This is a genomic window from Flavobacterium piscinae, assembly GCF_004122145.1.
GTDB lineage: Bacteria > Bacteroidota > Bacteroidia > Flavobacteriales > Flavobacteriaceae > Flavobacterium > Flavobacterium piscinae.
The window spans coordinates 1-2,246 of record NZ_SBKQ01000024.1 but is presented as its reverse complement, the minus strand read 5'-3'; the positions used below and the strand labels follow the sequence as shown (position 1 = coordinate 2,246).

Here is a 2,246-nt window from a genome sequence, read left to right as displayed (position 1 = left end):
TTGAATGTGCTATTGCAACCACAATTACGGTAGAGGTAAAACCAACCCAAGCGGCTACTTTTGATACGATAACCACCACTTATTGCCAAGGAGCAACAGCGGATGCGTTACCTTTATCAAACAATTCAATACCCGGAACATGGAGTCCTGATGTTATTGATACAGCGACATTAGGAGAATCAACGTATATCTTTACACCGGATTCAAGTGTTGATTGTGCGGTTACTACGGAAGTAGTGATTACTATCAGCACACCGGCAACCCCTGTATTTGAAACATTAGCGTTGACCTATTGTTTGGATGTTACACCAAATACGTTACCACTTACTTCAGACAATGGTGTAAGCGGAACGTGGTTCCCTTCTTCAATAGACACATCAACTCCAGGTGAAAATGTAGAATATGTCTTTACTCCAGGTGCGGGAGAATGTGCTGAGATTGTTTCAGTTTTCATTACGGTTAACGATAGAGTTGTACCAACATTTACTCAAGTAGGGCCATTGTGTGTGGGAGAAACGGCAAGTTTACCTGACACATCAAACAATGGTATTGCGGGGAGTTGGACTCCTGCCTTTAGTACAGCTACAGCAGGACAAACAACATATACCTTTACACCAAACGAAGGCATTTGTGCCACAACTCAAGATATGACAGTTGAGGTAATTGCCAGACCGGCAGTAGACCCGGGAGTAGATCAAACAGTTTGTGCCACCGATGGAGCATTCATATTGCCAACACTAACCAACGGAGTTTATTATTCACAACCAAACGGAGGTGGTAATATCCTTACTCAAGTTGAGGTTAGTAACACGCCACAAACAGTTTATATCTTTGCACAAGGCACCTTGGCGGGTTGTTCCTCAGAATCTAGTTTTACGGTAACCTTTATTGAGGTAGATGCTGATGAGTTGAATAATGTGGAAGAGTGTACGCGTTACTTCTTACCGGAATTATCAGCAGGCAATGCTTATTATACAGGTCCGGGAGCAACTGGGGTTCAATTATTTGCAGGACAAGCCGTAGAAGAGGATCAAACGATTTACATTTATGCAGGATCACCGCAAGGATGTTTTGATCAAACATCGTTTGAAGTAGTTATCAAAAACTGTACAATTCAAAAAGGTATCTCACCAAATGGAGACGGATTGAACGATTTCTTTGATTTAACAGACTATGATGTTCGCACACTTTCTATTTATAACCGTTATGGTAGAAAAGTATATGACAGAGGAAATTACAGCAATGAGTGGTTTGGTCAAAGCAATAGCGGAGATGAGCTACCGGATGGTACTTACTACTTTGTGATAGAGTTCAATAACATTGAAGCAAAAACCGGTTGGATTTATATCAACAGAGAGCGTTAGTAGACACAGATAACTCACCATTATTTTACCAAGAGTAATGGTGAGTTTAAAAAATAAACCCTATAAAGAAATGAGAAAAATATATTTTGCAACATTGATCGCCGCGATTAGTTTCTTTGAAACCAAAGCACAGCAAGATCCACATTATACACAGTACATGTATAATATGAACGTAATTAACCCGGCTTATGCGGGGAGTAAAGAAAACCTATCCTTTGGCTTACTTTACAGAAAACAATGGGTAGACATTGAAGATGCCCCAACAACAGCTACTTTTTCAGGTCATATGCCCGTGGGAAGAAATGTGGGATTAGGATTGAGTGTGATCTCGGACAAGATTGGTCCGGTAGAAGAGAACAATGCGTATGCGGATTTCTCTTACACCCTTAATTTAGGAGGCGAACACAAGTTGGCATTTGGATTAAAAGGAGGACTTACTTTTCACAATGTAGGATTATTTAGTGATGTTTACAACACGCTTCCACAAGAGAACGACCCTGCGTTTAGTGAAAACATCAGCAACACGTATTTGAATATTGGTTCGGGTATTTTTTATTATACCAACAAATATTACATTGCTTTCTCTGTGCCAAACATGCTAAAGTCAAAACATTTGGATTTACGAGATAATGGACAAGAGAGAGAATTTGGTTCGGAAGTCTCGCACTACTTTTTAACAGCAGGATACGTCTTTGATTTGAGTCCCAACACAAAGTTCAAACCCTTTGCGATGTTAAAGTCAGCCTTTAATGCACCGACCTCGCTTGATGTATCGACCAACTTTTTGTTTTTCGAGAAGTTTGAAATCGGAGCTACGTATCGTTTAGAAGACAGTTTTGGAGCGATGCTAAATTATGCCATCACCCCCAATCTTCGTATTGG

Annotated in this window: 2 protein-coding genes; both read left to right on the top strand. The window is 40.3% G+C overall.

Annotated elements, in window-relative coordinates:
- On the top strand, positions 1–1,364 hold a 1,364-nt coding region (locus tag EQG68_RS14820; protein ID WP_164975473.1), incomplete at its 5' end, for a gliding motility-associated C-terminal domain-containing protein.
- A 70-nt stretch (positions 1,365–1,434) separates the two neighbouring features.
- Positions 1,435–2,246, top strand: an 812-nt coding sequence (locus EQG68_RS14815; protein WP_164975472.1) for a PorP/SprF family type IX secretion system membrane protein, incomplete at its 3' end; no start/stop codon positions are given.